Below are 24,417 nucleotides of genomic sequence, written 5' to 3'. Positions count from 1 at the left end.
AACACCAACAATATCCAATGGAAGCGCATATCTGCGGAGGGTGCAGCAATTGTCGTCAGTATTCTTTTAGCATTCTCAATTGAGGCGTGGTGGGACGATTATCAAGATTGGGGCGAGGAACAAGGTATCCTTTTGGGTCTTAAGTCAGAGTTCGAGCAGAATCTGGGCCTGATCGAAATCGAATTGTCATATCGAGATGCTGTTGTCGACTCGATTCTCAGAATTTTTGATGCTTCGGTTGCGCGAACGTCGTTAGAGTCAGACGTATTCGATGAGCTACTAGGAGACCTAACCTGGTGGCAAAATATTGCGTATTCCAGAGGGGCAATCGACGGCCTCTTGCAGAGTGGCGGGCTCTCATTGATTGAGAATGAGGATTTGCGCCGCGTCCTTGCCAGCATGCCAAGTAGATATGACTCTACTACAAGATCTGAATTAAACGATAAGGACACAACTCGCAATGTAGTCATCCCTTTCCTCAACTCTCATTCATCACTCAGTCAGATTGCCAATACGATGGCAAAAGGACGACCCGGCACTGGGAGGGCGCCGACGCCACCGATATACCCGATAGCTGAGCAGCAGGACCATACAGCGCTACTACGCGATCCAGAATTCTTGGGCATTCTGATTCAGGAACATTGGGATCATTTGGAAGCCATCACAGCCTACAAATCTCTCAAGGCTGCGCTTGAAAACAGTATTCGATTGATTGATCTAGAGTTGAAAAATTAGATGTGAGTGGATGGTGGGAGTTACTACGAATGACCGCTTGTGGCCGAAAGCGGACCTCAATTTCATGCCATTTTCACTAGTCTGAACGTCCGCATTCGGAAAAAGCGGACATTAAGCTAGAATCAGTCCAAAGGGCCGCTAACGACCCAAAGCGGCCATCAAGCGAAAAAATACCGGACTGATGCCCATAACTGCCGTCATTCCATTGTCTCAGTTAAACCATATATTTTCTCCATGAAATAGGTCAGATGCTCTAAACTTCAAGCATGAAACGGCTATGGCAATTTGTCCGTGAGCTGCGCCGCCGCCAGGTCTTTCGTGTAGCGGCTATCTATTTAGTGGGCGTGTGGGTAGTTTTGCAGGTTGCCGACCTGGCCTTTGAGTCTTTTGAGCTGCCTGAGCAGGCGCTGCGATACATTTGGATCGGGGCATTTATCGGGTTTCCTTTGGCCCTGATTCTCGGCTGGAAGTACGACATCACAGCCAATGGAATCGTACGAACCCCTGTCGTCGATTCTGAGCTGCCGAGCGATTTGTCTCTCAAAAGAGTTGATTACATTATTCTTGCAGGGCTGTCGATCGTCGTCGGAATTATCACTTTCGGTCTGGCACAGGAAATTGTCGGCACGCGGGACACTACCCCGACGACTATTCAGGCAACGAATGTTCCCGAAAACTCTATTGCCGTGTTTCCATTCGAGAATTTGAGTGCTGACTCGGACAACGAATATTTCAGCAAGGGGATGACAGCAGAACTGATCAGCAGATTGTCGCGGATACAGAATCTTCAAGTAGTTTCGTACTTTCAGACAAAGGAAGATATAAACGAGATTGGCCAGGAACTAAAGGTGCGTTATTTGCTTGAGGGCACTGTACGCAGATCTGGTAGTCGAGTACGAATCAGCGCTTTGTTGATTGATTCATCAACCGGTTTCAACATTTGGTCGGAGAACTTTGACGGCGAATTGCAGGACGTGTTCGACTTACAGGAACAGACTGCCCTAAAAATCGCCGATGCCCTTGATATTCACTTAAGCCCCGAAGAGGCAGAGGCCATCGCTCGGCACGATACCGAAAACCTCGAGGCTTACGATGCTTTTTTGCGGGGTTGGACGATAATCGAATCCTTCCATTACCGGTCAGACAATTTCGAATCGAGGCTGAATGCGGCGCGCAATCATTTCCAGCAGGCGCTCGAATTCGATCCGAATTATTCGTTAGCCGTAGCTGGTCTATCGATGGTCGAGAGCAATTATGTATTATTTGGAAGCAAATCTGCTCCAGAACAATTGCTGCTTGCACATGCTTTCGCCACCGAAGCGCTTGCGCTGGATACGAGTCTCCCTGAACCTCATTTGGCCTTGGGCCTTGCACACGGAGCAGGTGGTGATTATGTACGTGCCGTCGATGAATTTCGCGAAGCTGTAAGCTTGGATCCTCAGAACGGCTATACCTGGTGTGATCTAGCCTGGGCATATAATAGGCTGCAACCACCAAGTGCGACAGAGGCTGAAAAGGCATCACGCGAGGCCATTCGACTTACTCCGGCTTATTTCTGGGCATACGTTATCCTTGGTGACGCACTTCGCTTTCAAGAGCACTCTGCGGATGCCATTTCTGCGTATGAGTATGCTCTGATTCTCAATCCCGATCACAACAGTGCCCATGTTAAGATCGGCCGAATATTTTTCAAGCAGGGCAACTACCACCAAGCACTGACCGCGTTCAACAAGGCGGAGCAAACCCCGGCTGTGCTTGTTAGGATAAGTAGAACTCACTTGGCGCTGGGCGACATACAGAAAGGTCTCGAAAGACTGGAAGAGGCTCTTGCCGATGGTTATTCGGACTTCATCACAATCGAGACCAGCCCCGAGTTCGCTTCTCTGGCTGATGACACACGTTTCCAGCAGCTTCTCGACCAGTACCGGAAATAGTGGTTCCACTCGTCGGCCCGGAGCAATAAAATCCCAGATGGTTGGTGGTCGCACCTCTGACCCCGAACGATGTGCAGGAATTTTGGATCTCAATTCGACAATGCCACGGAATGTCCGCTTGTGGCCGAGGCTGTGTGAAAACCAGAATTTGAAAAAGAAGGTGGTAAAACCTTGCCGAATACACTTTCTTCCAACACCAATATTGGCTGTAAGATCATTCTATGATTGCTGCGCACTGGCAAAGTGAAGCATTGTCCCATCGGTCGCCAAGACTGATGAGTTTTCACACAGCCTCGGCAGAAAGCCGACCCCGCAGAGCCACCTTGACCAGCCAAGACCAGAAATATTTCCGCGGAAACATTTCCTCGAAATGACATGAAGAAACGATTGTAAATTTGGCGGCAGTCTAAAGCCTCAAACTCCACCCATCGCTTCTTTTTCGATGACGTCCCGATTGGCCTTGAGGATGCGCCGGGTAATGGTTTTGTTCGGGCGGCCGTCGAGCCGGCAGATCACTTCGGGTAATTCATGCCAGTCACGCCCCCAGCTCAGGAAGCGAATGGAATCGGACACGACCAGTCGGATCAATTCCTGCCGCATCACAAAATCGCGTCTCTCCGGGTGTTTTTTTTGTCCTTTCTCGGCCGCCTCCTGAATGGATTTGTCGGTTTCGACCAATGGAATAAATCGCTCACCGCTTTCTCTGCCGACCATGTTGGCAAGTACCCGCATCAACTCGAGACTCTGGGAAAACGAACCGTTACCGGCGTTGACCTCGCTTTCCAGCTTTTTGGCCAGCGTGACTACCCGCTTCTTCGCGAGTTCGAGCAATTCCGGGGCGGGCCGTCGATGCTTCGGCCAGTTTCGCTTTGCCTGGTATTCATCATCGTCGAGCTTGGAAAACTTCAGGTGCTGGTCAATGCTGGTCAACCAGTTTTTGAGCGTTGCGGCAACGCGTTTATCCGAACGGGTCATGATCACAATCCTTGTTCTCAAGACACTGCAGTATACGGATTTTGCCTGTGCGTTTGAGTGTTTGATTCATGCTTTTTCGAATTGACGCCTGGAAATTGGGAACAATAAACCAGATCTTTAGAAAATCCGCCGTTTTTAGATCCGTGGCGTTGGCCTGTCGTACGGGACATTGTATTTAAGACCGCGCTGGTTGATGCTCCGCTTTTCGGCCGACAAATCGAATGACGGCAAGAATGGCGCCTGCTCCCAACAACAAGCTGGCCCACCAGGGGAAGCCAAAACCTGCTGGCACCGTGCCAAGGAGCAGCGCTGCGGTGCCCGCGGTCATCGCGTATGGCAGCTGCGTGCGTACATGGTCGACGTGGTCGCAGGAAGAAGCGAGAGAAGACAAGACGGTCGTGTCCGAAATCGGCGAACAATGATCGCCCCAGACCGCGCCACTAAGCACGCAGGCAACGGTTGAAAAGAAAATTGCCGACTGGGTCGGGTCTGTACCGCCCAGCATCGCCCATGCCAGCGGAATCACCAAAGGCATCAGTATGCCCATCGCGCCCCAGCTACTGCCGGTTGCGAAGGCGGTAAAAGCGGCGGCGACAAAGGTAACCGCGGGCAGCATACCGATCGGCAAGCTGTCGCCGAGCATGCCGACCAGGTAGGGTCCGGTGCCAAGCAAGGTGGTAACGTTGGACAACGACCAGGCCAGGACCAGGATAATCATGGCCAGGAACATGCCGCGTGCGCCTTTGTACCAGGCTTCGATAATCTGTTCGAGGGTCATCAATTTCTGGACCAGGCTCAGGATCGTGGCCGTCAGGACGCCCAGCAAAGAGCCCCAGACGAGGGCGAGATAAGCATCGGAGGCACCCAGGATATCGCGGAGCCCGGCATCATGGCCGACCTCGGCAACGCCTGTCATGTACATACTGCCGATCACGCCGACGACCAGGACGCTGATCGGCAAAAAAGCGTTAATGGCCCGTTTGGGGCAATCGTCTGGCGGCGTAAAACTGTTGTCTTTCTGGGCCGAGTCATCCACCGTCGCACCCGGGGCAAGCAATTGGCCGGTGGTCAAAGCCCTGTGCTCCGCATCGTACATCGGTCCGAAATCGCGCCCTGTGTACGCTATGGCAAAAACCATTAAGAGCGCCAGGAAAGGGTAGAAGCTGTACAAAATGGATGTCAGGAACACCTCATAGGCGGAAACGTCGACTGCTCCGAGTTGGCGCAATGCGTCACCGATCAGACCGACCTCGTAGCCAATCCAGGTGGTGATCAGCGCGATACAGGAAACCGGCGCCGCGGTCGAATCCACGATATAGGCCAGTTTTTCTCGCGATATTCTCAACCTGTCGGTAACCGGCCGCATCGTATTTCCGACGACCAGCGTATTGGCGTAATCATCGATAAATATCGCGATGCCCATGCCGGCTGTGGCCAGTTGTCCGTGGCGACGGTTGTCCGCTTTTTTGATCAGCGTTTCGACGATGCCCTGCATGCCGCCGTTCCTTGAAATGATGCCAACCATCCCGCCGATCATGAAAGAGAAAACCATGACCGCTGCGTGATCCGGGTTCGCCACGGCGCCGGTGACATGAACGGCGACGCTGTCCAGCGTACCGTGCCAGAGCCCGGCAATGTCCAGTCCGTGAAGTCCCCAGCTACCGAGCACGACGCCGAGAAACAATGCCGGGATAACGCTGCGCGTCGCCAGCGCCAGTCCGATCGTGAACAGTGGCGGCAGCAAACTGAAAAACACCGGGTTGTCCGGTGTGGACGCAGGTTCGGCGATTGCCGTCAGCGGTATAGCCAACATGGCCGGCACCGCGAGGAAACTCCAGATTCTTTTGTGCATGTTCTTTATCCGTGCTTTTTTTTCCAGGTCTGGCGGCTAAGCTCGCGTCAAAGCAGTTTTTCTAGCTCGGGGATGATGGTAAACAGGTCGCCAACCAGGCCGATATCGGCAATTTCGAAAATTGGCGCGTCCGCATCCTTGTTGATGGCCACGATCGTACCGGCGTCCTTGATACCGGTAATGTGCTGGATCGCACCCGATATGCCAATCGCGATGTACAGATCGGGGGAAATGATTTTTCCGGTCTGACCGACCTGGTGGTCGTTCGCGATATAACCGGCGTCGACCGCGGCCCTCGATGCGCCGACGGCGGCGCCGAGGCGATCGGCAAGCTGGTAAATCAGCGCAAAGTTTTTCTCGCTGCCGACCCCCCGTCCACCGGAGATGACAATGGAAGCGCTTTGCAGATCGGGACGGCCGCCGTTACCCGAACCGCTGGTGCCGCGGTATCTGGTGTGGGTTGGCAATTCGACATCGAGCGCCCGCGATTCGATGATGGCGTTGCCGCCGCCGGCGGCGGCCGGGTAGGAAGCGGTGCGTACGGTGGCCACCACCTTATCCTGTGCCCGGGTTTCGACGGTAACGATTGCGTTGCCGGCAAAAATGGGTCGTTGAAAACTGAGGGGCGAGATCACTGACATGATATCGCTGACCTGGGCAACACCGAGCAAGGCGGCGACGCGGGGCATCAGATCCTTGCCAAAGGTTGTCGATGGGCCCAGCAAATGGCTGTATTCCTCAGCCAGCTTTGCTATTTGTGGAGCGTGAACGGCGGCCAGGGCATGTTCATTCGCATCGTTGTCCACGCGGATGACAGTACTGGCACCGTGCAGGGTAGCGGCCTGTTCGCAGACTCGCTGGCCGTCTTTGGCCAGGACGACAATGTCACAGTCCAGTCCGGAAAATTCACCGGCGCAACTCAGGCAGCGGGCGGTGCTTGGATTCAGTTCACTGCCGTCATGTTCGGCGATAACCAGGATTCTGCCCATCAGGCCAGGTCCATCCGTTTCAGTTCTGTGATCAGTTCGGCGGCGTCGGCAACGATTTTTCCTTTTTGCCGCGCCGGTGGCGCCGCGGTCTGTAAAACAGTAAGCCGTGTTTGCGGAGTGATGCCCAACTCGTCAAGTTCGGTCGTGGCCAGCGGCTTGCGCTTCGCCTTCATGATATCCGGCATTTTCACATAGCGGGGCTTGTTCAGGCGCAGGTCGCTGGTGACGACGGCGGGCAGGTCAAACTCGATGGTCTCAAGACCGGCGTCCACTTCCCTGACTGCGGTTGCGGTCGTCGCTGAAAGGGTCAATTCCGAGACAAAGGTTGCTTGCGGTCGTTCCCATAGCGCCGCCAGCATCTGGCCGGTCTGGTTATTGTCGCCATCGATTGCTTGTTTACCGAGCATGATCAGACCCGGCTTCTCCGCCTCGGCGATGCGGACCAGGATGCGGGCAATATCCAGCGGTTCCAGCGCTTGTTCAGTGCGCACGTGTATCGCGCGATCGGCGCCCATTGCGAGACCGACTCTCAGTTGCTGCTGATAGGCGTCCGTTCCGATACTGACGACGACGACCTCGTCGGTTTCGCCTTTTTCGCGAATTCTCAATGCTTCCTCGAGAGCGATTTCATCGAACGGGTTGACGCTCATCTTGACGCCGTCGGTGATGACGCCGCTGCCATCGGCCTTGACGCGAATGCGTACATTATAGTCAACCGCCCGTTTGAGGCAGACCAGGATTCTATCCATGCAGAAGCTAATTTCCCGTCAGAATGGCGCCACCTATAGAAGCACGATTGCCCAGAACGGGCAAGCCGTGTGGGCTGTCGTACCATTATTGCCGACGATTGCCAATGGCCGCCGAATGCTGAACTGCGGGTCAGGATTGGTTACTCTCCACAGCAAATGCCGGAGTTGCCCGACAAATGATGCCACCGGATCCAAAATTGATTGAGGCGCTGGATGCCGGTTGTCTGGTGGTCACCGCCAACCAGCGGCTGTCGCGATCCTTGCGCAACGAATATGCGCTGGCAATGCATGACAGAGGTGTAAGCGCCTGGCATACCCCCCGTATTCTTGAGTGGCATACCTGGGTCAACACTTGCTGGTCGAAGACGCGGGGTGACGGACTCGCCGAAGTGTTGCTCAGCGAAGCGCAGGCGGACAGTATCTGGGAGCAGATAATCGCCGCTGATTCGAACATCACAGGCGGCAAAAGGCTGGCCAGGAGTGCGCGCAAAGCCTGGCGATTGATGCAGGAATGGCGGATTCCGTACGCCGAGTTGAAGGCATATGCGAACCCGGACTCGCAGAGCCTGGCAGGCTGGATCAGCAGTTATGAGAAATATCTGGTGGAGCGGAACTGGGTCGATCCGCTGATGCTCGACGAACAAATCGATGGCGATCCATCGGTCGGCAATATTCGCCTGGCTGGATTTTTTGAGCTGAATCCCCGGCAACAGTTTTTGCTGGATAAATTTCGCGCGGCTGGAGTCCGTGTCTCGACGCTGTCGCGCGCGGTTGCCACCTCTACCTGTGAGTTGCGAGTTTGCGTTGATCCGGAACAGGAACTGATCGCGGCCGCAACGTGGGCAGCCGACCGCCTCAATGAACAAGCCGATCTGTCGCTGGGAATTATCGTGCCCCGACTCGCGCAACAACAGGATGTCGTCGAAAGAATTTTTGCTCGCATTCTGCAGCCCGGCGGAAATTTGCCGGGCACTGGCGCACAGCGCATGGTTTTTCATCTATCGGTAGGGCGCCCATCGCTGGAGCAGCCCCTGCTCAAAGATGCCCTGCTTGCTTTGCAACTGGTTATCAACGGGCTGGACAGCCATGAACTGAGCCGTTTTCTGCGCTCGCCATACTTTCAAACGGGCGCCAGCCTGTGGCAACGGTCCAGGCTCGATGTCGCATTCCGTACACGCTGGATGGAGGCTGCCAGCCCGGCGAATATCGCGTGGCAATGCTCGGATAAGGAAAATCTGAAAAATCTGCGGGAGCAGATGCAGGATCTGCAGGCACAGCGGCCGGGTGACCGCCGCGCAGCGCCGGCCGAATGGGTTGGGAAATTTTCCGACTGGCTGGGCCGGCTTGGCTGGCCGGGCGAGCGCAGTCTGAGCAGTCACGAGTACCAGGCCACCGCGCACTGGAACGATCTGCTCAATGAATTGGGCAAAGTCGGCAACGTAACCGGTGCTCTCTCGGCCCAAAAGACGCTGGAACGGTTGCTCGGGCTCGCGTCCGCTACCTTGTTCCAGCCGAAGGCAGTTGCCGCGCCGGTGGAGGTCATGGGCACGCTTGAAGCGGCCGGTTCGAATTTTGACGCAGTCTGGATATGTGGTCTGGACGACGCATCGTTTCCCGCAGCACCGGAACCGGCGCCGCTGATTCCAGTGAGTCTGCAGAAAAAGTATGGTCTGCCGGATGCGACGGCCGAGCGCGCAATAGAATTTGCCGATCGGTTGATCAGCGATCTTGGTCACAGCGCGCCCGATGTCGTGTTGTCCTGGGCCAAGATCGTCGAGGATGAGCCGCGTCGCGTGAGCCCGCTGCTTCGCGGTTTGTCCGGCGAGAGCGGCCAGCCGCTCGTTGCCATGGTACAGGAAAGCCTGGCGGCCAATCCGCTTGCGAGGAACTTGCTGGCCTCGGAAACTGAGTCGCTGGATGATTTCACGGGTCCGCCGATCACCGGTACTGGCAAGCAAAAGGGCGGCAGCGGAATTTTCACCCACCAGTCGCAATGCCCGTTCAGGGCATTCGCAATGGTTCGGCTGGGTGCTGAGAACCTGGACACTCCCGAACCCGGTATTTCTCCACGCCTGAAAGGCGATCTCGCCCATCAGACGCTGGAATTCTTATGGCGTCACCTGACAGACCTTCAGGGTCTGCTGGCATGCTCCAGTAGCAAACTGGACACCCTGATCGGTAACGGATTCGATCGGGCATGGCAACTCAGGAAGTCAGAAACCATGCTGTTCGGTGATGGCGTCAGGCAACTTGAAAAAGACCGCCAGCGAGGGTTGATTTCGCGCCTGCTCGACTATGAAAAAACCCGTGTTGCGGATTTTCGCGTGTTGCAAACCGAGGAACTGGTGGTAACCGAAGTTGGCGGCTTGACCATCGGCATGAAAATCGATCGTGTCGATGAAATAATCGACAACGGCCGCCGCCTGATCATCGACTACAAGACCGGCAAGGACAGTGCCCTCGATTCGCTGGGTGAGCGGCCATTCAAACCGCAACTGGCCGTGTATGCGGTCGGGTCCGACAAGCCACTCGCCGGGGTTTGTATCGCGCGGCTCAATGCCGAGAGCTGCGTTTATGACGGCATACTTGCCGATGCGGTGCTGGCTCCCAATGCGAAAAAATACAACGGCAGTCGACGCAGCGGAGAGGAAACCACCAGCTGGGATGAACTGTTGCCCGCATGGAAAAAGCGGCTCAATGTCCTGGGTGAGGCATTCAGGGCTGGCGATGCGCGTACGGATCCAATACGCGGCGCATGCAATTACTGCCATCTGAGCGCAGCCTGTCGCATCCTGGAGTACCCCGATGCCGGTGAGCGCTCATGAACCGGAGAGACTGGACCGCAAGTCCAATCGCCGATTCTGAACAGCGTCGGCGCGTACTCTCGCCGGACAGTTCCTTTATTGTGCAGGCGCCGGCAGGCTCGGGGAAAACCGAGTTGCTGACCCAGCGGTTTCTCCGTTTGCTCGCCCTGGTCGAAAAGCCCGAGGAAATCCTGGCGATGACCTTCACCCGGAAAGCCGCCGGTGAAATGCGCAACCGCATTCTCGAGGCTTTACAGGATGCGCGTGAGCGGAAGGAAGTCACCACGGATTATCAGATCCGCAGGCGGCAACTGGCGGAGGAGGTTCTGCGACGCGATGAGGAAATGGGTTGGCGGCTGCTGGAACATCCCGCCAGGCTGCGGTTGACCACCATCGATGGTTTTAACGCGGCCATCGCCAGGCGTATACCCTTGTTGGCCGGGCCGGAGCTGTCGTTGAACATTGCCGGTGATCCCGATGCCCTGTATCTGGAGGCCGCCAGACGACAGATGGGCGCTGCCGAGCAGGATGCGAATTCACCTGAAGCCCGCTTGCTGGCGCACCTGGACAATCGATATACGAGCGCAGTGACTTTGCTGGCCAACATGCTGAAGGCGCGTGTCCACTGGTTGCGCAGGATCATGCCGATGGGGGCTGCGGGCGGCTTGCGCGAAGGGCTGGAAAGCGCGCTGGAACGCCAGGTTTATCGTCAGGTGGGACAGCTGCGACAGGCGTTCACCATCGCTTCGCGCAAGACCCTGGCCGAACTTATCATGGTGGCTTTGCACAATTCGCCTCAGATGGCCGACGATTTCGGCTGTACCGAGGAACGGATCGGGGACAGCGAGACGCTGGAGTTCTGGCAATTCGCGGCTTTGTTGTTGCTGACCAAGAGCGGTCCGCAATGGCGCAAAAAAGTCAGTAAATCGACCGGTTTTCCCCCGGGGGAAAGTCGCAAGGCCGATATGGAGGACTTCCTGGAAGCGCTGCGCGATGACGATGAACTCGCGATCCAGCTCGATGAGATCAGGCCCTTGCCGCGCAAGGCCTATCCGGATGAGCAATGGAAGGTGCTCGAAAGCCTGCTAACCGTATTGCCTCAATGCGCGGCCCAGCTAAAACTGGTTTTTGCCGAGCGTGGCGAAGTGGATTATACGGAAGTCGCGATCGCGGCCCTGAACTCCCTGGGAGAGCCCGAGCGGCCGACCGACCTCGCCTTGTTTCTGGACTACAGGATTCGGCATATCCTGGTCGATGAGTTCCAGGACACCTCGTTCGAGCAGGTGCAGATGCTCAAACTGCTGACTGCCGGATGGCAGCCTGGCGACGGCCGTACCTTGTTCCTGGTCGGCGATCCCATGCAGTCGATATACCGTTTTCGCGAAGCGGAAGTTGCCTTGTTCATGGAGTGCGCCCGTAACGGGCTGGATGGTGGCCGGATACCGCTGGAAGCGGTGGTTCTGAGCACCAATTTTCGCTCGCAACGCGGTCTGGTCGAGTGGTTCAACGAGGCTTTTGGCAAAATCATGCCGCGAGTAGAAGATCTTGCGGAAGCCAAGGTCAGGTTCTCGGCTTCCGTAGCGCACAAGCCGGCACTGGCTGGCGAGGCGGTATCGGTACACCCCATCCTGGGGAATGATGAAGCAGCGGAGGCGGCGACCGTTGCCCAACTGGTGTCGTCTGCGCTGGACGCAGACCCCGATGGCAGCGTTGCAATACTCGTGCGCGGCCGCTCTCACCTGCGACGCATTCTTCCGGCGCTGCGCCAGGCGGGCCTCGCATTCCGGACTATCGATACGGAATCGCTGGCCGGCCGGCCGGTGATCCAGGATTTGCTGGCGCTGACCCAGGCCATCCTGCACCCCGCAGACCGCGGTGCGTGGCTGGCGGTTCTGCGGGCGCCCTGGTGCGGGCTCTCGCTTGCCGACTTGTTTGTGTTGATGGGCGCCGATCACCGCGCAACGGTCGCCGAACTGATGGAAGCGATCGACCCGGATGAGCTGAGTGCGGATGGCAAGGTAAGGCTACAGCGTGTTCGTGGTCCGTTGCTGCAATCGCTGGCCGAACGGGGACGCTACCGGCTCAGGGCGAGAGTGGAGAATCTCTGGCTGGCGTTGGGTGGACCCGCCGTTCTTGGCGAGTCCGCCGATATCGAAAACGCGGACAGCTATTTTCGCCTGCTTGAGAAACACGACGTCTCCGGCGAGCCGGCAGACCTGTCGGGTATCGAAAAGAAACTGGGCGAGCTGTACGCGGCGCCGGACCCCGGGGCCGATGGCCGCCTGCAGATCATGACCATCCATAAATCGAAAGGGCTGGAATTCGATACCGTGATCATCCCGGGTATCGGTAAGCAACCCGCCGACCTGAACCGGCCGTTGTTGCGTTGGCTCAGCGTCGTAGAGGAGCAGGGCGGCGAGGAGGATTTGCTGATGGCGCCGCTGAGTGCGACCGGCGACGACAGCGATCCGTTTTTCAAGCTGTTGAAAAGGCTCGATGACCAGCGCGATCTGAATGAAACCGATCGTTTGTTGTATGTCGCGTGCACCCGGGCAAAGAAACGCCTGCACCTGCTGGGACATGCGATAGTCTCTGCAAAAAACCCGCAAGCCAGGGCAGCCAAAAAATCGCTGTTGCACCGCATGTGGCCGGTGCTGAAAGATGTTTACGACATGCTGCCGCGGGAACCGGCCGCCGGGTCCGATAGCGGGCCACGACCCGCACCATTGCCGCTGATACGCCTGCCCGCCGGCTGGCAATTACCGGTCCTGCCAGTGGTTGACACGGTTTCGCCATTGCCTGAAGACAGCGGGGAAAGCGCCATTGCGATCGAGTTTGACTGGGCCAAGGAGGCGGTGCGAATGATCGGGCTGGTCGTGCACGCCGAGCTGGAGCTCATTGGCCGCGAAGGCCTGGATAAATGGAACCGGTCCCGGGTCGGCGAAAAAAAATCACACTACAGGACACATTTAACGACCCTGGGGCTGCCGGCAACCGGCCTGGACGTTGCGACCGACAGCGTGCAGGAATCGATTGCCAACGTCCTCGACGATGACCAGGGCCGGTGGATCCTGGGGGCACATCGCGAGGCAAGTTGCGAACAGGCATTGAGCGGATTTCTCGGTGGCGAGTTGGTCAACGTGGTTTTGGACCGGACATTCATCGATGATGAAGGTACGCGCTGGATCATCGATTACAAAACCAGTCGCCATGAAGGCGGCGATCTGGAGGTTTTCCTGGATATGCAGCAACAGCGATACCAGGGTCAACTCGATCGTTACGCCAGGTTGATGCACAACCTGGAGGGATGTCCCGTTCGCGTCGGGCTTTATTTTCCGTTGCTAAAAGGCTGGCGTGAATGGCAGCCGGATTTATAAAGAACCACTGAAACTCAGTTGGTACACGCCATTTTCGCGGGGCATGAAATTCAATATGTTTTTCAGGCGCTGGTTTATCCGGCCGCGGGGTCTGATCTGGCCGGTGACTTGATAATTGCCGCTGGCGTCCAGGTCCAGTGTGCCGTCGATTTCCAGCGCACCGTCAAGATCGAAAAAGTCGGCAATCAGGTTGCCGCCGTTTGCGATTCTGAAATGGCCTTCGAAATCACCGAGGGCCAGCTTGCCGGGGATGTTCATGCTGGTGTCATTCAGGTGAATTCTTCCGGCCGCATGCTCTGGCCAGTCGCCGGCCATGGCAAGCGATTCTATAGCTACGGATATGCTGGCCTGTGTCCCGAATGGCATGGCGCCCAGCTGGGTCAGCGACAATTCGAGATTGGCGTTCCTGGCGTGGATTTGGCCGTTGACCGACAGTCCGAACCGACCGGATAATTGCTGACCCGGAACCCCCGCATGAAAATCGAATTCCATCCGTCCCGTCAGCAGGCCACCGGGTTTCCAGCGCCATCTGGCCGCTCCGAACCGTAGTTGATCGACAGAAAAATTCTGCGCCGCTCCATTCCACAAGGTTCCGGACAGGCCGCTCATGTTTGCCGGTGTCCCGGCAAGTAACGGTTGAATGACCTGGGCAGGGATATTGACGGCCAGGAAGAAAACAAAAGCGGCAACCGCGACGCCCAGTAACTTTTTGTTTGAGCGGGTCATGTCCTGCGCAAAGACGCTGCGGTCAGTTTCTTCTGAGCAGCAGGCTGGAATCGACCGTGCCGCTTTCCCGGCCGATGCGCAAGGACGCGCTCTGCACGCTGATGCCCCGCGATTCGAGCGCCGCAAGCCAGCGTATCATTGCGTTGAAAGATACATCGTCGAGCCGCGTATTGATCGAGTTCTCGCCGATAGGTTGCATCGTTGCAATGGCAACCCCTTCCTGGCGAGCGCTGTCTTGCAACAGGATGACCAGCGACCCGTTCGTAGTCGTCGGTTGTGTAACCGATAGGGTGGATTGTCCGGCGATGGCTTTCATCTGATCCAGTTCAGCATATTGACGCGCCACGCGCCGTTCGTTTTGTTGCAGACTCTTGTACATCGGACTGAGCGCCATGCTGACGAACAGAAACAGGAGCAGGGCGGTAGCGCCGAGCAATATATTGCGCTCGCTCTCCGATCTTTCGTTGATCCATTGTGCCAGCGTCATGCCTGATCCTCGTTGCGGTGAATCTGAATGCGACCTTCGATCCGGTTTTCTTCCTGGGAAGTGTTCTTTATTTCCGCGGAGAAATCCTCCAATTCGTTGACCGTGCGCTGAATATTATCCAGCGTGGCGACGTCAGGCACGTTCAGACGTAATTCCATACTCTGGTCGGCGAAACTGATCGACAAGATTCTGATGCCGAGGTCACGGGGCAACGCCGCGCTGACCACGGACAATGTCTCCAGGAAATAGGTCGAAGCAGCGGTGGCGTTTCTGCTGCCGGTGCAAGTCAGAAGCTGGTTCAGCGGGTTGACGATCCTGGTCTGGCCAGGACAGGTTGTCGTCAGGATACTGGCCATCTGCCGATCGAGCGACTGACGCTCCGATTTGATTTGCTGCAGGCGCAGGATATCCTTGGCGAATACCGTCAGTAATACTGCCAGCAACAAGGAAGCAGCCAGTCTCCAGGGTTTGATTTTTTCGATGAGCTGCGTTTTGGGTGCAAAGCTTCCTTGTAGAAAATTGATCGATGGTCCCGAAATAACCTGGCTGGCAAGCAACGGCAAATCTGTTTCTTCGAGCAACTGGATAGCGGCATGATCGGCGTGGTCCCCAAGCGATGCCAGGGCTGTTTCATCACAGTAGACCGTAGCTCGATCGCTCGGCAGATCTTTTGGCAGGAATTCAATGACTTCTGCCGGCTTCAGGCCAACCAGAAATGTCGCTGCCCAGCGGCCGGTGCGCAACCCGATCGTATCGTCGGCACGAACCAGGATCGTCGACCGGCCATCGCTCCAGGGCAGCCCCAGGGATTCCGCGATGACTTCATCGGGCTCGATGCCTGCTTGTTCGAGTGTTTCCAGCAGTTGCTCAAGCCTGGATTTATCGATGACGGCAACACCGACACTGCCGTTCTTGTCTTTCCTGCTGATCGCGAAATGTTGCGTTTCCACATCGGCAATCAGATTCTCTTCGAGTGCAAAAGGGATCGCCTTTAACATTTTCGCGGCGCCTTTTATGGGTACCGTTGTGCTGGTAATCAGGACATCGGCGCCCGGCGCCAGCAAAATCACGTGTTTTTGCATAGCCGCCACCGACAGCGCATGCAGCTCGCCTGTTCTGACCTGGCCGAGTTGTCCGCCATTGGAGTCCATGGCAACCCACTGCGCACCTTGTTCGATCAGTCTGCATACCAGAGTTTCGCTCATCAGGACCTGTTTCTACTCACTGTTATATGTGCGCATGACCGGCATCAACTGGCCATTGTTGCGTTCAAGTAAACTGTACAGGGTGAACCGGGTTGAGCCAATAGATACATCGGCGGTCAGCCTGAAGAAACTGCTGGACAATTCCAGTGACTGCATGATCTCGGGCTCGACCAGGTCGGCGAAAGCAGCGAGGCCATCGAAGCCCTGGTCGCCACGTTCCCCGATAAGGTTCTCGGCAACGGTGTCGCTGATCTGGTCGGACAGGGAGCGCAGGACCGGTGCGCTGGCGGTGTTGACGTTTAGCGCGGTTCCATTTGGCAAAGCCGTAACATACGGAGCCAGGATATGGAAACTGGCCGCATCCATTTCGCCGATCGCCATGATTTCGCTGGCGGAGGTGATTGCAAGGTTCGCGGTGCGGTATGGCGGAATCCGGGCCGTGTAGAAACTGTCTTCGGCGCCACTGGGAAAGCCGGGTTCCAGGTCGCGGTCGAGCCAGTCGACGGTAATCCTCGCCAGCGCAGGGTCCAGCTCGAGCACCGTAAGCAGACGCTCGAATTGTTCCAGCGCGCCTTCGTCGACCTGTCGACCTCTATCGACCAGGTTGTTCAGGTTAAAGCGGCCTTGCATGTCCTCGAGAAATCCCCGGATGGCGCCACCTTCGATCGGCAAGGTCGGAACCGGTGTTGCCCAGTCTTCGCCGGTGTGGTCGGTGACCGAATCCCTGGCGTCGGCCTGGAGAATTTCGCTTGCCCAGGCTTCGGCGCCAAGCGCATAGAGCAGAGCCTGGTCGGACGCGAACAGGTTTTCGCTGCGCCTGATATCCAGACGGGTATCCCATTGCAGGTTGACGGTGAGTATGGTTACCAGCGCGACCAGCAACAGGGCAGTCAGCAAAGCCACGCCTTTCTGTCTGGTTTTGCTTTTTATCGCTGCTCGCTTAGCCACCCCGGATCTCCAGTAAACGGGTAATCCGCCCGTGGTCCGACAATTCGAGGCTGATTTCCACCGCCAGCGGGCGAACCCAGGCAGCTACGTTGTTGTCACTGCCCAGTGGCGGCCAATTCTCGTGCCATTCAAGTTGCGCGTCGAGATAGCGGATTATTACTGCGTCGACATCGTCAAGAATTGCTGTCCGCCGTGGTTCGGTACCGGATAACCGGTCCAGCACCGGCCAATCCAGGCGTACGAGTTGTCGGTCCTGAAGTTGATAGGCGACCCGTTGCAACGTGCTGCGCGGGATACCAGCCGGGTTGCTCCAGCCGCCACGGGTCAGCGCTACCAGGTAGATATTCCGGGCATCCGCGGACAATGCCGCTTCTTTGAAATCGCCCAGTTCCGAGCGTACCGGCCTGGGTTGTAACTGTGAAAAGTCACGGCTCAGGTAAATCATCGAAGTCTGGATTTGCTGCAAACGGTCCGCGCGTGCGCGTGACCAGTCCACTTGGTTGCTGATCGCGATAAAGCCGCCAAACAACATGACCGCCATCAGCGAAAAAATTGCCAGCGCCACAAGAATTTCGATCAGCGTAAAGCCCGGCAAACGGGATTTTCCGATTCCGGTCATCAGCTTTCCCCGGCGGGCTCGGAAGACCAGGGAAGCATGCGGCCGTTACCGATAAAAGGAGGGCCAATAAAACCCACGATATCCGATACGACATCGTCCGCTGAGTTTTCCTTGCTGACCTCGATATCCACCCGATACAGATTGTCGACACCTGTTTCCGATACCCTGGAGCGCCAGACCCACATTTGATCGGCGTATTCCACGTCGCCATTATTTTCGCCAGTCTCCGCAACCTGTGGCTGCAGCCGCATTTCGGTCAGTTGGTTAAGCGCAATCCAGTGGGCGAAGGTCTTTTCCTGCAAACGATCGATTGCCCCGATCGATTGCATGACGGCGTAGTAGGTGGCGCTCAGGCCAAGCGCGGTGATCGCCATGGCGACCATGACCTCAAGCAGGGTAAAGCCGCGCTGCCTGTTCATGCTCATTCCTCGCCAGGGGCCGTGACCACGAGACCGTCCCGATTGTCACCAGCCAGTCGGTAGCGGGTCGCGCCGGTTTCGCGGAACAGGTGAATTTCAAAGGTACTGATATCGCCGCTGCTCAGTAGAATAATCTGCGGCGCCGGTGCCTCGTCGTCGTCGTCGGCTACCGGTAATTGTACATCGCGGTCGTCAATGAACAGCTCGACAATGATGCCCTCAGGCAAGGTCCGTAGGCGAAATATTTCGTCGTCATCCATCGGCACCCAAAGGCTGATCATGTTGCCGGCATCGTCGGGGCGGCGGTCATAAAGAAAAAACCTGTAATTCTGCGCTTCGATCTCGAGACCGATCGTGCGCCCCTGGAACACCGCCTGCTCCTGCGCCAGTTCCAGCAAGGAGTGCAGGCGCTTGGTTTCTCTCGCAACATCCCGGTCCGGGTCCAGGATGCCTATGGAGAAAACCGCCATCGCCGTGCCGATCGCCATGATAACGAGCACGACTAAAATTTCGAGCAAGGTGAAACCGCGTTGGATCGGTCCCGAGCTTGCTGGAATATTCAACATGAGCAGAGATACGAGCCGCGGCCGCCCTGCGTGTTACTCGTCGAGATTCCAGTTGCCGATGTCGGCGTCATCCTCTGCGCCGCCCGGCAGTCCGTCGGCACCGAACGAGTAGATATCGAGTCGCCCGTTTTGTCCCGGATAAAGATACTGATACGGTGAGCCCCACGGATCCTTTCTCAGTTTTTCCAGATATCCGTCCGGCATGTACTTGGGTAGATTGGTGCCGGCGGGTTTTCGCACCAGCGCTTCCAGGCCCTGTTCGGTGGTTGGGTACCTCGAGTTGTCGATTCGATACATTTTTAGCGCAGCTTCGATGGTCTGGATATCGGTCTTGGCCCGGGTGACGCGAGCCTGTTCTACCCGGCCGATGATGTTGGGCGCGACAATCGCAGCAAGAATACCGAGGATTACCACGACCACCATGATCTCGATCAGCGTAAAACCGGCACTGCCGAGCTTGGGTTTTATTGCGTTCATAGGTCAGACACCGTTAGCCTAGGAATCTCTGATCTGTTCATGAGCTTCCCTAATCGAGTACATGATAGCAGAGCGCAGGAAATTTCATGATCAAATTGGCCGATATTGCCGGACAGCCGGTTGCGATAGCGACAATCCTGATAGCCGGTTTGGGCTTGCTTTTCATGGCAATTGGCGATCCTGCGCGGGAGTTGTTTCAATACGACCGTGAAGCGGTTTTGGCGGGTGAAATATGGCGCCTGCTGACGGCTCACCTGGTACACCTGGGCGCCAGCCACACGGCGTTGAACCTGGCCGCACTGATTCTCGTGTTCTGGCTGCTCGGACGGGAGTTCACGCTGGGCCAATGGGCCTGGGTAACTGGTTTCGCGGTCGCGATGATCGCCATGGGCTTTGTCTGGCTCCGGCCGGAGTTGCAGTGGTATGTGGGGTTGTCTGGTGTGCTGCATGGCTGGCTGGCCGCCGGGGCGACGCAAAGGCTCCGCCAGGGACACAAAGACGGTTTGATCCTGCTGAGCGCGGTGTTGATCAAGGGGTTCTATGAGCAACTGGTGGGACCCCTGCCAGGCAGTGAGTTGGCAAGCGGAGGACCGGTGGTCGTGGATGCGCATTGGTTCGGGATAGTCGGCGGGCTGATCGGTGTGTGGAGCCTGAGGCTGCACAATCGTTCGACTGCTGTATGATCGTGCGCTTTTAATTGCGGCGCGTTAACGCGTTGTACCACGATGGCGCAACAGATCAGGAGAATTGAAACATGTCGCTGGCATATGTATTCCCGGGGCAAGGTTCGCAGGCGGTTGGCATGCTCGCCGAACTTGCGGACGCGCACCCCGCCGTGAAAGAGTCATTCGCCGAGGCTTCCGCGGCGCTGGGTTACGATCTGTGGCTGGTCAGCCAGCAAGGTCCTGCGGAAAAGCTCGATCAGACACCGGTGACTCAGCCGGCGCTGCTGGCGGCCGGGGTTGCCGTATTTCGTCTCTGGCAACAGCTTGACGGACAGCCCGCGACCATGATGGCAGGTCACAGCCTCGGTGAATACACGGCGTTGGTGTGCGCCGGCGTAATCGATTTTGCCGATGCCGTGAAACTGGTCGAGTACCGGGGCCGGATGATGCAGGAGGCGGTCCCCAAAGGCAGCGGCGCCATGGCCGCGATCCTGGGGCTCGATGACGAACAGGTGATTCAGGCCTGTAGCGAGGCCGCCGGTGATGAAATCGTTTCCGCGGTGAACTTCAACTCGCCGGGACAGGTTGTCATCGCCGGTCAGGCGGCGGCGGTCGAACGGGCGATCGACAAAGCGAAGCAAATGGGGGCGCGCAAGACCATCCCATTGCCGGTCAGCGTTCCGTCCCATTGTGCCCTGATGAAAGGTGCGGCCGATAAACTGGCTCAGCGCCTTGAAGCAATCAGATTCCAAACCCCCACCTTAGCGGTCGTGCAAAATGTCGAGGCAAAGGTATGCGGCTCAGCGGCGGAAATTCGCGGTGCGCTGGTCAGGCAACTTTACTTGCCGGTACGGTGGGTTGAGTGCGTACAATACCTGGCGAGTCATGGCGTGGACAGCCTGCTGGAATGCGGGCCCGGCAAGGTTCTTGCCGGGCTGAATCGCAGGATCGATCGCGGGATGGGCATGTATCCGGTTTATGATTCGGCGAGCCTGCACTCGGCATTGGAAAAAACAGCGACGGGAAGCGGAAATGAATGAAAAAATTCTGCGGGGGAAGACCGCCCTGGTCAGCGGTGCAACACGTGGCATCGGGCAGGCCATCGCGTTGCGACTCGGCGAACTCGGGGCCACGGTTGTCGGCACGGCAACTTCGCAGCAGGGCGCAGACGCCATCAGCGCCACGCTGGAGCAAGCGGGCATCGGCGGGCGCGGAGCGGTACTCGATGTGGCAGATCAGGATTCCGTCGATCGCTTGATCGGCGACATCGGCAAGAATGAGGGCGCACCGGCGATCCTGGTTAATAATGCCGGCATTACCCGCGACAACCTGTTGCTGCGCATGAAAAGCGATGAATGGGATGAAATTATCAATACCAACCTCAGCTCCGTTTACCGGATGAGCAAAGCCTGTTTGCGGGGCATGATGAAAGCGAGGGAGGGCAGGATCATCAATATTTCCTCGGTGGTCGGCTTGATGGGCAACGCCGGTCAGAGCAACTATGCGGCTGCCAAGGCGGGCATGATCGGCTTTAGCAAGGCGCTGGCCCGGGAGATTGGATCGCGCAACATCACCGTCAATACGGTCGCGCCCGGGATTATCGAAACCGACATGACCCGCGCAATGACCGACCAGCAACGCCAGGCGTTGATTGACCAGGTGCCATTGACGCGGCTGGGGACCGTGGAGGATATTGCCGCCGCGGTTGGCTTCCTGGCTTCGCCGTCGGCGGGCTATATCACCGGTGAAACACTGAATATCAATGGCGGGATGTACATGGCCTGAGCCCAATCACGGGTAAAGACATAGAAACGCCGTGAAATCCATGTAAGATTGGCATCTTGCTAGATTGCCCCAAGACATTTAAATACAATAAGCAGCCGCAGTGGGCTTGTCAGCCCGCGGTACCGATTTTCTGATGAGGACGAGCACACGATGAGCAATATTGAAGAACAGGTAAAACAGATTGTCGCCGAGCAGTTGGGCGTCAAGGTTGAAGAAGTTACCAACGCAGCGTCTTTCGTTGACGACCTTGGTGCGGATTCTCTGGATACCGTCGAGTTGGTGATGGCGCTGGAAGAGGAATTTGATTGCGAAATTCCGGATGAAGAAGCCGAGAAAATAACCACCGTCCAGCTGGCTATCGATTACGTCAAAGAAAAAAATACCGACTCCTGATCGTGGTGTCATGCCGCGGCCATGGAACGGCTGTGCCTCGTCATAAGAACTTCTGTTTTGTGCAGGTGAAGAATTGACCAAGCGTCGAGTAGTAGTCACCGGTTTGGGCATGGTTTCTCCCGTGGGCAATACGGTGAGCGACGCATGGCAGACCATCGTGTCCGGCAAAAGTGGCATCGGCCTGATTAGGCGCATGGATACCAGCCTGTTTACCACGCATATTGGCGGGCCCGTGCGGGACTTCGATATTGGCGATTACATCGACCGGAAAGATGCCAGGAAAATGGATCCGTTTATCCATTACGGAATCGTGGCATCGGAACAGGCGATTGTCGATTCCGGGCTGGAAATCACGGATCAAAACCGGCATCGAATCGGTGTTGCGGTTGGCGCTGGTATTGGTGGCCTGGAAACGATTGAGGCGAGCCATTACAAGTACATCGAAACGGGTAAGCCGAAAAAAATATCGCCGTTTTTCATTCCCTCCAGCATCATCAACATGGTGGCCGGGCACGTTTCCATCCGCAACAAACTGACCGGGCCCAATGTCTCCCTGGTTACGGCGTGCACAACCGCGACCCACTGCATTGGTTTCGGGATGCGGATGATCCAGTATGGCGATGCGGATGTGATGGTTGCCGGTGGCTGCGAAATGGCCGCAACGGTGTTGGGTCTGGGCGGGTTTTGTTCAGCCCGCGCGTTGTCCACCCGGAACGACGATCCGGAACGGGCCAGTCGGCCGTGGGATGCTGAACGGGATGGATTTGTCTTGTCCGACGGTGCCGGCTGTTTGGTGCTGGAAGAATTGGAGCATGCGCAGCAGCGCGGCGCCAATATCCTCGTCGAATTGATAGGTTTTGGCATGAGTGCCGACGCTTTTCACATGACGGCGCCGCTGGAATCGGGCGAGGGCGCGAGCCTGTGCATGGAAAATGCGTTGGCGGATGCCCGGTTGAACCCCGATGAAGTCGATTACATCAATGCACACGGCACATCGACGCCGCTCGGCGACATCGCCGAGACCAAGGCGATCAAGCAGGCCTTTGGCGACCATGCCTACCGGCTGGCAGTGAGTTCGACGAAGTCGATGACGGGTCATTTGCTCGGCGCCGCAGGCGGCGTCGAAGCGATATTCAGCATATTGGCGATACGCGACCAAGTCGCACCGCCCACCATTAACCTGGAACATGCCGATCCCGAATGTGATCTGGACTATGTTCCCAACGAGGCGCGCGAGATGCACCTGCGGGTCGCAGTTTCTAACTCATTCGGATTCGGTGGCACGAACGGTACGCTGGTGTTCGCACAGCTCAATTGATTTCCCGAAGTACCAGTCAGTCGATTTCCGGCGGTGGCGATAGCAACCGTCATTTCCATGTTGAAACCATATCGGCCGGTGTCGACCTGGCGTGGCTGCATCAAAAAAACCCCGAACGCTATCCCTATTTGTTGCAAAGCGTCGCATCCGGGACCGCGCAAGGCCGCTTCGATATTCTGTTTGCGTTCCCGCGCGAGTCGATTGTCCTCGATGCGCAGTTCAGGCTCAATGACGGCCGGAAAGGCGATTTCCTGTCTGCCCTCGACACCGCCTGGCGCAAGGAACAGGTCGCTGAACAAACGCCCGGACTGCCTTTTACCGGCGGCTGGTTTCTGTATCTTGCCTACGAACTGGCGGCCCAGGTTGAGCCCAGTCTGCGCCTGCAGACATACCCGGGGATGCCGGTGGCCATTGCGACCAGAATTCCGGTTGCGGCCGTCAACGATCGAAAACTCGGTCGGATGTACCTGGTCGCGGAGAAAGACCACGAACACTGTCTCGACCAACTTTCCAAGGATCTTGCCGGTGGCTTCCCGGAGGAAACCTCAGGGCCGCTGCTGTCCGGAGCACTGCAAGAGGATCCTGAGCAGACTTATCTCGATGCGGTGGAGACCGCCAGGCGACTTATCTACGAAGGCGATATTTTCCAGGCCAACTTGTCACGCCAGTGGCGTGGTGAACTGTTGCCGGGCACCAACCCGGCGCAGGTGTACCGGCGTTTGTGCGACGCCAACCCGGCGCCCTTTGCGGGTTTGGCCCGCTGGCGCGACCACACTGTCATCAGTTCCTCGCCGGAACGCCTGCTTAGAATTTCCAACGGCTATGCCGAGTCGCGGCCGATCGCAGGAACCCGTCCCCGCGATCATCGGCGGATGGATGATGCCGCGATGCGCGAGGAATTGCTGTGTCATCCGAAAGAAAGGGCGGAGCACATCATGCTGATCGATCTTGAGCGCAACGACCTCGGTCGGGTGTGCCGGCCGGGCACGGTCGAAGTAGACGAGATGATGAACGTGGAGAGCTATGCCCATGTTCATCACATCGTTTCCAACGTGCGCGGCCGCCTGCGCGAGGGAGTCTCGCCGGGGCAGGTGATCAGGGCGATGTTTCCAGGCGGCACGATTACCGGTTGCCCGAAGGTGCGCTGCATGGAGATTATCTCGCAACTGGAAGGTGCGCCGCGTGGCGCATACACCGGCTCTATGGGTTATCTGAATCGCGATGGCAGCGTCGACCTTAATATCCTGATTCGAACCTTGGTGCAAGATGGCGATCGGATCAGCCTGCGGGCGGGTAGCGGCATTGTCGCGGATTCGATCGCCCGGGAAGAGCTTGCGGAAAGCCGGGCAAAAGCCAAGGGCTTGATTCTGGCGCTGGGAGCTATCTGAGTGACC

22 protein-coding genes are annotated in these 24,417 nt (G+C 57.1%); 10 read left to right on the top strand and 12 right to left on the bottom strand.

Going from position 1 to position 24,417, the window contains the following annotated elements:
- Together IIA05_03380 and IIA05_03375 are read left to right on the top strand one after the other, a co-directional pair.
- Positions 1-735 (top strand): hypothetical protein (locus tag IIA05_03380; protein MCH9026143.1); only part of this gene is annotated, 735 nt, incomplete at its 5' end.
- Positions 736-1,001: 266 nt separating this feature from the next.
- Positions 1,002-2,669: a tetratricopeptide repeat protein gene (locus tag IIA05_03375; GenBank protein ID MCH9026142.1), complete on the top strand. Its 1,668-nt coding sequence runs from the start codon at positions 1,002-1,004 to the stop codon at positions 2,667-2,669.
- A gap of 414 nt (positions 2,670-3,083) precedes the next feature.
- Here the strand turns inward: IIA05_03375 and IIA05_03370 are convergent, their stop codons facing one another.
- From IIA05_03370 to IIA05_03355, 4 genes are all read right to left on the bottom strand, one after another.
- Positions 3,084-3,644, bottom strand: coding sequence for a hypothetical protein (locus IIA05_03370; GenBank protein MCH9026141.1), 561 nt, complete (start codon positions 3,642-3,644; stop codon positions 3,084-3,086).
- A gap of 175 nt (positions 3,645-3,819) precedes the next feature.
- Positions 3,820-5,496 carry a Na+/H+ antiporter NhaC family protein gene (locus IIA05_03365; protein ID MCH9026140.1) on the bottom strand — a complete coding sequence of 559 codons (1,677 nt, stop codon included), beginning with the start codon at positions 5,494-5,496 and terminating at the stop codon, positions 3,820-3,822.
- 47 nt (positions 5,497-5,543) lie between these two features.
- Positions 5,544-6,485: an electron transfer flavoprotein subunit alpha/FixB family protein gene (locus IIA05_03360; protein ID MCH9026139.1), complete on the bottom strand. Its 942-nt coding sequence runs from the start codon at positions 6,483-6,485 to the stop codon at positions 5,544-5,546.
- Entirely contained in the window at positions 6,485-7,234 is a 750-nt protein-coding gene (locus IIA05_03355) for an electron transfer flavoprotein subunit beta/FixA family protein (GenBank protein MCH9026138.1), read from the bottom strand. The genes IIA05_03360 and IIA05_03355 overlap by 1 nt, the downstream gene beginning before the upstream one ends.
- A 176-nt stretch (positions 7,235-7,410) precedes the next feature.
- On the opposite strand from IIA05_03355, the gene IIA05_03350 reads away from it, so the two are divergent.
- Positions 7,411-10,059, top strand: coding sequence for a PD-(D/E)XK nuclease family protein (locus IIA05_03350; GenBank protein MCH9026137.1), 2,649 nt, complete (start codon positions 7,411-7,413; stop codon positions 10,057-10,059).
- Positions 10,056-13,415 (top strand): UvrD-helicase domain-containing protein, encoded by a 3,360-nt coding sequence (locus IIA05_03345; GenBank protein ID MCH9026136.1) that lies wholly within the window; start codon positions 10,056-10,058, stop codon positions 13,413-13,415. The genes IIA05_03350 and IIA05_03345 overlap by 4 nt, the downstream gene beginning before the upstream one ends.
- Here the strand turns inward: IIA05_03345 and IIA05_03340 are convergent.
- From IIA05_03340 to gspG, 8 genes are all read right to left on the bottom strand, one after another.
- Complete coding sequence (locus tag IIA05_03340; protein ID MCH9026135.1) at positions 13,410-14,141, bottom strand: type II secretion system protein N; 732 nt, start codon at positions 14,139-14,141, stop codon at positions 13,410-13,412. The two genes, IIA05_03345 and IIA05_03340, sit on opposite strands and share 6 nt — an antisense overlap.
- A gap of 22 nt (positions 14,142-14,163) precedes the next feature.
- Positions 14,164-14,628: a type II secretion system protein M gene (locus IIA05_03335; GenBank protein MCH9026134.1), complete on the bottom strand. Its 465-nt coding sequence runs from the start codon at positions 14,626-14,628 to the stop codon at positions 14,164-14,166.
- On the bottom strand, positions 14,625-15,833 hold the full coding sequence (locus IIA05_03330) for a hypothetical protein (protein ID MCH9026133.1): 1,209 nt from the start codon (positions 15,831-15,833) through the stop codon (positions 14,625-14,627). The genes IIA05_03335 and IIA05_03330 overlap by 4 nt, the downstream gene beginning before the upstream one ends.
- A gap of 12 nt (positions 15,834-15,845) precedes the next feature.
- Positions 15,846-16,781 carry a type II secretion system minor pseudopilin GspK gene (gene gspK, locus IIA05_03325; protein ID MCH9026132.1) on the bottom strand — a complete coding sequence of 312 codons (936 nt, stop codon included), beginning with the start codon at positions 16,779-16,781 and terminating at the stop codon, positions 15,846-15,848.
- A complete protein-coding gene (gene gspJ, locus IIA05_03320; GenBank protein ID MCH9026131.1) occupies positions 16,774-17,400 on the bottom strand; it encodes a type II secretion system minor pseudopilin GspJ in 627 nt (208 codons plus the stop codon). Before gspJ ends, gspK begins: the two co-directional genes overlap by 8 nt.
- Positions 17,400-17,819 (bottom strand): type II secretion system minor pseudopilin GspI, encoded by a 420-nt coding sequence (gspI, locus tag IIA05_03315; GenBank protein ID MCH9026130.1) that lies wholly within the window; start codon positions 17,817-17,819, stop codon positions 17,400-17,402. The genes gspJ and gspI overlap by 1 nt, the downstream gene beginning before the upstream one ends.
- A 2-nt stretch (positions 17,820-17,821) precedes the next feature.
- On the bottom strand, positions 17,822-18,337 hold the full coding sequence (gene gspH / locus IIA05_03310) for a type II secretion system minor pseudopilin GspH (GenBank protein MCH9026129.1): 516 nt from the start codon (positions 18,335-18,337) through the stop codon (positions 17,822-17,824).
- Between the two features lie 81 nt (positions 18,338-18,418).
- The gene (gspG, locus tag IIA05_03305) at positions 18,419-18,862 is read right to left on the bottom strand and encodes a type II secretion system major pseudopilin GspG (GenBank protein MCH9026128.1); all 444 of its coding nucleotides are present in this window, start codon (positions 18,860-18,862) and stop codon (positions 18,419-18,421) included.
- Between the two features lie 86 nt (positions 18,863-18,948).
- Between gspG and rrtA the strand changes: the two genes are divergently transcribed.
- From rrtA to IIA05_03275, 6 genes are all read left to right on the top strand, one after another.
- The gene (rrtA, locus tag IIA05_03300) at positions 18,949-19,545 is read left to right on the top strand and encodes a rhombosortase (GenBank protein MCH9026127.1); all 597 of its coding nucleotides are present in this window, start codon (positions 18,949-18,951) and stop codon (positions 19,543-19,545) included.
- Between the two features lie 71 nt (positions 19,546-19,616).
- The gene (gene fabD, locus IIA05_03295; protein ID MCH9026126.1) at positions 19,617-20,567 is read left to right on the top strand and encodes an ACP S-malonyltransferase; all 951 of its coding nucleotides are present in this window, start codon (positions 19,617-19,619) and stop codon (positions 20,565-20,567) included.
- Complete coding sequence (gene fabG, locus IIA05_03290) at positions 20,560-21,312, top strand: 3-oxoacyl-ACP reductase FabG (GenBank protein ID MCH9026125.1); 753 nt, start codon at positions 20,560-20,562, stop codon at positions 21,310-21,312. Before fabD ends, fabG begins: the two co-directional genes overlap by 8 nt.
- Before the next feature lie 150 nt (positions 21,313-21,462).
- Positions 21,463-21,705, top strand: coding sequence for an acyl carrier protein (gene acpP, locus IIA05_03285; GenBank protein MCH9026124.1), 243 nt, complete (start codon positions 21,463-21,465; stop codon positions 21,703-21,705).
- 73 nt (positions 21,706-21,778) lie between these two features.
- Positions 21,779-23,023, top strand: a complete 1,245-nt coding sequence (fabF, locus tag IIA05_03280; protein ID MCH9026123.1) for a beta-ketoacyl-ACP synthase II — start codon at positions 21,779-21,781, stop codon at positions 23,021-23,023.
- Between the two features lie 68 nt (positions 23,024-23,091).
- Positions 23,092-24,411 (top strand): aminodeoxychorismate synthase component I, encoded by a 1,320-nt coding sequence (locus IIA05_03275; protein ID MCH9026122.1) that lies wholly within the window; start codon positions 23,092-23,094, stop codon positions 24,409-24,411.
- Positions 24,412-24,417: the final 6 nt, after the last annotated feature.

The organism is Pseudomonadota bacterium (assembly GCA_022572885.1).
Lineage (GTDB): Bacteria > Pseudomonadota > Gammaproteobacteria > Steroidobacterales > MnTg04 > MnTg04.
The sequence above is the reverse complement of the archived record's forward strand: the minus strand, read 5'-3'. Positions and strand labels throughout refer to the sequence as shown.